General features: G+C 55.9%; 3 protein-coding genes and 2 pseudogenes. All 5 read right to left on the reverse strand.

Features of this window, described 5'->3' with window-relative positions; all coding sequences use genetic code 11:
• Positions 1 to 343 precede the first annotated feature (343 nt).
• The gene (locus tag HJB89_RS22115; protein ID WP_018516592.1) at positions 344 to 1,450 is read right to left on the reverse strand and encodes a redoxin family protein; all 1,107 of its coding nucleotides are present in this window, start codon (positions 1,448 to 1,450) and stop codon (positions 344 to 346) included.
• Positions 1,451 to 2,185: 735 nt separating this feature from the next.
• Positions 2,186 to 2,725 (reverse strand): annotated as a pseudogene (locus HJB89_RS22120) (transposase); the annotation flags it as partial.
• 100 nt (positions 2,726 to 2,825) lie between these two features.
• Positions 2,826 to 3,395, reverse strand: coding sequence for a hypothetical protein (locus HJB89_RS22125; protein ID WP_018516594.1), 570 nt, complete (start codon positions 3,393 to 3,395; stop codon positions 2,826 to 2,828).
• A 131-nt stretch (positions 3,396 to 3,526) separates the two neighbouring features.
• Positions 3,527 to 4,189, reverse strand: a complete 663-nt coding sequence (locus tag HJB89_RS22130; protein ID WP_104891188.1) for a transcriptional regulator — start codon at positions 4,187 to 4,189, stop codon at positions 3,527 to 3,529.
• A 650-nt stretch (positions 4,190 to 4,839) separates the two neighbouring features.
• Positions 4,840 to 5,378, reverse strand: a pseudogene (locus tag HJB89_RS22135) (transcriptional regulator).
• Positions 5,379 to 6,000 lie beyond the last annotated feature (622 nt).

Raw genomic sequence — 6,000 nt, forward strand, 5'->3', positions numbered from 1 at the left:
CGCCAAAGCCTCTCCCCAAGACATCACGCCACCTACAAAAGGGGCGCCGGAAACGAGCGTGTTTGCTTTTTCTGGCTTGCGGCAACCGCGATTTGTTTTCAGGGGGTGCCCCGGCTCGACATCGCTGGCTCATAGAACCCAACACCTTTCAGGGCACAATTGGCTATGCTCTCTCGCAAGGACTTGGGACCGGGCCACAAACCCCACGAACCTATCCAATGCAAAAGCTCGCGCGAAAAGCGAGCGATCCGGTCGGATCAAACACTATGTTCTTGCTCCAATGGTTCGTCAGAATTCCTGTCGACGCTGCCTAAGCCGCGCCAACAGGTTGCTATGTTCAAGGCTATTTCGGCGGAGGCATGCAAATTCCCCCGTAAAAAGCCCCCTCGCCCTTGTACTCCGCCAGGACCCGTCGCAAATGCGCCAGCCATTCCTGCTTATCTTCGTCTGGAAGTGGCCCTCCGTCTACCAAATTCAAAGCCAGCTCTATCAACCCCACTGCCAGGCCGTTGTCGCCGCTCTCACGGCAGTAAAAGGCAATCGTCTCGTAAGACTCAGCGCGTGAGAGGGCATCTTGCTGCGGAAACAATCTGAGGATTCGATCGGAGAGCTCCTTGCCCATCGAAAAGCGTTCCGCCAATGGAAGGCCCGAGTAATCGTAGTGTGGACCGAAGAGTTCTTGCATGGCCGCGAGAAGCCAATCTTCAGAGTTTCGTTCAATTGCATCACGAGCAAATTGGTCTAATGCGATCCAGCCCGCCCCTATCTCGCGCATTTCTCCCATCAACATAGAGACATGCGACTGGCGCAAGGAGATGCTGTCCGGGAAAAGTTTGATGCCCTCTTCAATGGCCGAGAGCGCCGCCTTCCAATCCTCAATCTCGGTCGCCGCCCGGATTCGACGACGCAACGCGTTCGCCGGAGCATCAATGTCGACTTCAGCAATGCGCTCGATTTCGGCATTTTTTGCTTCCGCGCTGGCGCGCCAACTGCCGTTCATCACTTTTGGCAAAACGTCCTCGACCACATCCGGATCACCGATAAAGGCGATGCTGCCGTCTCGGTCGACAATGAACGCCTCTGGAACATGGAAAGTCAGGCTGGCTTGCAGCCAATGCTTAGCCATTTCGCCTGAGTAATCGAACCCGATCCGAATTTTCGTATTCGGGAGCCATTTGGTTACCCATGCGTCCATCTGAGCCAGGGCCTCGTCAGCCGTTGCAGCTTCCTCATTTGCTGCGACCCCGATGAGCTCAACTCCCATGTCGCTGTATTTCTCCTGCAACTGCGCCACATAGGACAGCGCCGGTCCGCAAACACCGCAGGTAGTCGAACTAAACGCGAGTACGTATATCGTGCCGAGCTGCAAGTTGGAAAGCGGATCGCCACGCAGCCAGTCCAGCGCTTTGATCGACGGGGCTGGCGAGCCAATACCCAAACCAGAGGCCATGTTGTCCTCCCCAGTGTTTTACCCGCGCTTCGTGCGCCCGGAATAAGCGCGTCATGACAGGTATCAGGTCGAGCCGCTTTGATTTCGATCAATCATGCCCGCGAAACATCAACAGCGACAAAATTGCCGTCCCTATCACACCCGTGAATCCCGGATCACAATTTGATTAGTCGGGCACGGGTCTCTCCTTTCAAGATCCATGCCAAATCGGCTGGCGTAGTTGAAATGTCATCAGTTCCAGTGGTTCCGACGCGAATGCAGCGCCCGGGGATCGCACGTTGTGTGCCGCGGTCCGACAAATCCGACACAAGGTAGGCACATTTGCTTATTGAAAATGGACTGAAGATCTTGGCCAAATTGGCCTCGCGAATGAAGGCTGCAGGACCGCTTGTCGGGTAAGACAGCGACCAGCAGAGCGGGTTTCCCATCCACCGGCCTTACTACGCAGCACATCCGGCCCGGTGGCCGGCTTGCCCCTAATTGGAGCGCTTCCGGCGGTGAAATTCACACTCGCCATGGCATCAAACAGCCAAGGGGAATTCGCCGGTTGTCATCCATGAGACACAGCATGCTACATTGTCACGACAATTTGCCGATACGGCGACATGGATCCATCATAGTCTCTCATTTTGGAGTTTAAATATCTGACATAGCAGCGCACAAAAACTCGCCGATTCTCCAGCGATCTAGCACGACGCTTGGAAATATTAACAATAGGGACAGCAGCTTGTATGGGATGCCGACAGCCTCGGTGCGGCGCTTGATCTCGCCATTGAGACGCTCGATTGGATTGGTCGAGTGCAGCTTTGCCCGGTGCTCTTTCGGGAACGTCATGTAGGCAAGCACATCCTCTTCTGAATCATCTATAATGGCGGCGAGCTTCGGCACTTTCGGTCGTATCTGGTCGGCAACATTACGCCACTGCGTGCTGGCAGCTTCCGCCGTATCCTGAGCGAATGCGGTGGCAATGAAGGCGGAGACGACCCGCCTGCCGCTCTTTCCGGCATGCGCCAGTACATTCCTTATGAAGTGAACCCGGCATCTTTGCCATGTGGCGCTGAGAACCTTGGTGGCCGCGGCCTTGAGCCCTTCATGCGCACCTGAGACGACGAGCTTTACGCCGCGCAAACCTCGGCGCGTAAGCTTGCGCAGGAACTTCGTCCAGATCGGCTCGGCTTCGGACGTACCGACTTCCATGTCCAGTACCTGGTGGCGGCCATCGCTGTTGACGCCGATGGCGATGATGACCGCAACGGAAACGATGCGACCACCGCGTCATAAATCCTCCGAACCAGGATGCCAACAACAGCTTCATCCACTCGGGATAGAGACCCTATCGGTAACAATCACCGTGAGGCAATCTGGGGTTAATTCTTCATTTCGCTTGACGTCCGAACCGCTCCAGCATCCTCCTCAATTGTTCATTTTGCATTTGAAGCTTGCGCGCCAACTGGTCCCGGAGAAGCCTGATTTCTTCGTCGAGATTGATTGCATCGTCAGAAGCGGTGAGAGCGCTTGGAGAAGGTGGGATAACGACTGTAATCGTTTTCGCTTTCATGCCCCGCGTGCCGCGCTTTCGCGTTTGACCTTCGACAACTCGAAAGGCTTTTGGTGCGGCATGCGCGTCTGTATCGGCCTCATCGGACAAAGCCCGGTCCGACGCTTCCACGGGCTTGGCGCTTTCGACATCTGTCGTGTCATCAACAACGCTTGCCGTTTCCTCGGAATGATCCGGGTCCGCCGGAACCGCCGCGGAATGACCATGAAGAACTGGCTTTTCGTCCGCCGGACGGTCTGCGCCGTCCAACTCGTTGTTGTCTGCTGTTTCAGTCGGCTTGGCGATGGCCAATACGTCCGGCTTCGCGTCATCGGTCAAGCCGTGTTCTTGCTTCTGCTGGCGTCGCCGTGACACCAGCCCAGCAAGAAGTTTCCATGGAGACGCCATTTTATTCGACCTCGAATTCTACTGCGTATGCAAACTGCGAGCAAAAACGTTGGCGGCAGAACGAACCGCCGCCAAAATCTTCACTTCAATAAGCATGAGAATGCGGCCAGCGCTTGGCCGTCTGCTGCCAATCAACCGAGGTTGAGTCGCTTTCGCAGATCGGCATTTTCAGCACGGAGCTTCTCCGCCAGCAGCTTGCGCAGCCTCTGGTTTTCCTCTTCGAGCTGCAGAAGATCCGCGATCTCATCAACAGCTGCCACTGACGGCGTAGTCGCTGTCTGCACAGCCCTCGGAGCACGTTTGACAGGCGCGCGCTTGGCACTCATCGTACCTTCGTCAGACTTTGCTTTGCGTCCTCTCTTCTGCTTTCCAACTGTGGCACTCGGAGCCGCTGCCGGTTGCACGGAAACGACGGCTGCGGCGGTTTCAGGCACCGCCTTCTTGGCGCGAGGTTTGCGCACCTTCTTCGGTACATCGGGCGCCGCGGCGGTCGCCGTTTCAGCATTGGTCATCGTATCGTTTTGATCGGCCATTATGGTCTCCTGTAAAGCCGATACATTTGTCTCCTGCTCGATCGGCAGTGTCAATAACGGCCCGGCCTGTTCTTCTCCGGATACAAGCATCTCGCTGCTCCTTGCCTGAGGAGCTAATGATAAAAATGGCATCGCCTCGTCCTGCAGATCTTGCGCAACGGACTTAAGATCGGTGTCTGCCCAGATCGAGTTCGGCTTGGAGTTTAGTTTTCGCCGACCAGATTTGTATTCGACGGCAAAGCTGCGCTGTACTTTTTTCACTTTAATAAGCCTCGGGTGTCAGTGGTACTTTTTTTAGCGACGCCTTCAGCATCGCAACAAGCCTGCAAATAACCACTATCGCGCCGGCGGTGTCCATAACGGCCTGCGAATTTCACACGCTGCCGCTCTTCGGCCCGAGTGAGCTGATGCGCAGGTACAACACGATATCACGCGCCCTTTGGTGGTCGAGGCTAATTGACAAAGCCATTCTGCGGGAGTGGCTGGCGGTATGCGGCAGGGTTCAGCCGTGACGCGGCTGAGGCAGCTCATCTGCGAGATAAGGCGGTTGATGGAAGAGCATCTGCCATTTGGATCCGTCGCATTTCCAGTGGGAGGTTCCAGCACGCGTCTTTTCGAGCCATCTTGTTCAGGACGCTTGCCTCCTAGGTCAAAAGGACCAAATCGTTCGAAATAGGCGCCCGTTACAATACGAAGTTTGATGGTCACCGTCATCGTCACCGCTCTCCTCCCTAGAAGATTGCGATTGTCGCCCGGTCCTACTCGCTACCAAAATGCTCAAATTTCCACCTCGATTTCCATCCCGTATGCAAACTGCACGCAAAAGGCGTTGGCGGCAGGGCTAACCGCCGCCAAAATGTTCACTTCAATAAGCATGAGAATGCGGCCAGCACTTGGCCGTCTGCTGCCAATCAACCGAGGTTGAGTCGCTTTCGCAGATCGGCATTTTCAGCGCGGAGCTTCTCCGCCAGCAGCTTGCGCAGCCTCTGGTTTTCCTCTTCGAGCTGCAGAAGGTCCGCGATCTCATCAACAGCTGCCACTGACGGCGTAGTCGCTGTCTGCACAGCCCTCGGAGCACGTTTGACAGGCGCGCGCTTGGCACTCATCGTATCTTCGTCAGACTTTGCTTTGCGTCCTCTCTTCTGCTTTCCAGCTGTGGCACTCGGAGCCGCTGCCGGTTGCACGGAAACGACGGCTGCGGCCGTTTCAGGCACCGCCTTCTTGGCGCGAGGTTTGCGCACCTTCTTCGGTACATCGGGCGCCGCGGCGGTCGCCGTTTCAGCATTGGCCATCATATCGGTTTGGTCGGCCATTATGGTCTCCTGTGAAGCCAATGCATTTGGCTCCTGCTCAATCGGCAGTGTCAACAACGGCCCGCCCTGTTCTTCTCCGGATACAAGCATCTCGCTGCCTAATTCGCTGAGCTGAGAACCTATCGGCAGGATGGCATTGCCTCGTCTTGAAGATCTCGCGCGACGGCCGTTGGTCCAACGATTGAGGCGATGAAGACCCAAGAACTCGACGCGCTGCAACAGCGGTTATGGACGTTTCTCTTTCAATAGATACCCCAGCAAGGGTTTCTCCACGCTTCTGGCACTGATCCTGCTCACGCCGCAACAGCAGCTAAATCGCTTGTCCAACCTCACTAGACGCCCGCAGGGTTATTTTCTCGATCGCTCTGCTTCTGATCGCGCATACGGTGTCGCTGGTCAGATTGTCAAGGGTCAACCGAAGCTCGATACGGGGTCCGCCGCGCCAGAATTTCAACACGATGAAATGTCTCGAGGATTGTTGGGCGTTAAACTCCTGGCCCTTAACACAGCGGTCATGAGTAACCCGGCCTGAAACCTATCGGACCGCCCTTCGTTCGCGGTGGTGATCGGGGCGGATTGCGACACGACATGTCGGCAACCCTACAAAACCCCTCCGCATAGCGACAATGAAACATGTGTTGGTGTGGACGGCTCTGAGACCTCGGCGATCCATGGCATTATGATCATGGAACCACGAGCGAGAGGAGCGCATACCATGAAGCCTGTTGTAAGAATTGGTATGGACACGTCGAAAAGCGT

This window comes from Rhizobium sp. NZLR8, from assembly GCF_019685025.1.
In the GTDB taxonomy this organism is placed as follows: Bacteria; Pseudomonadota; Alphaproteobacteria; order Rhizobiales; family Rhizobiaceae; genus Rhizobium.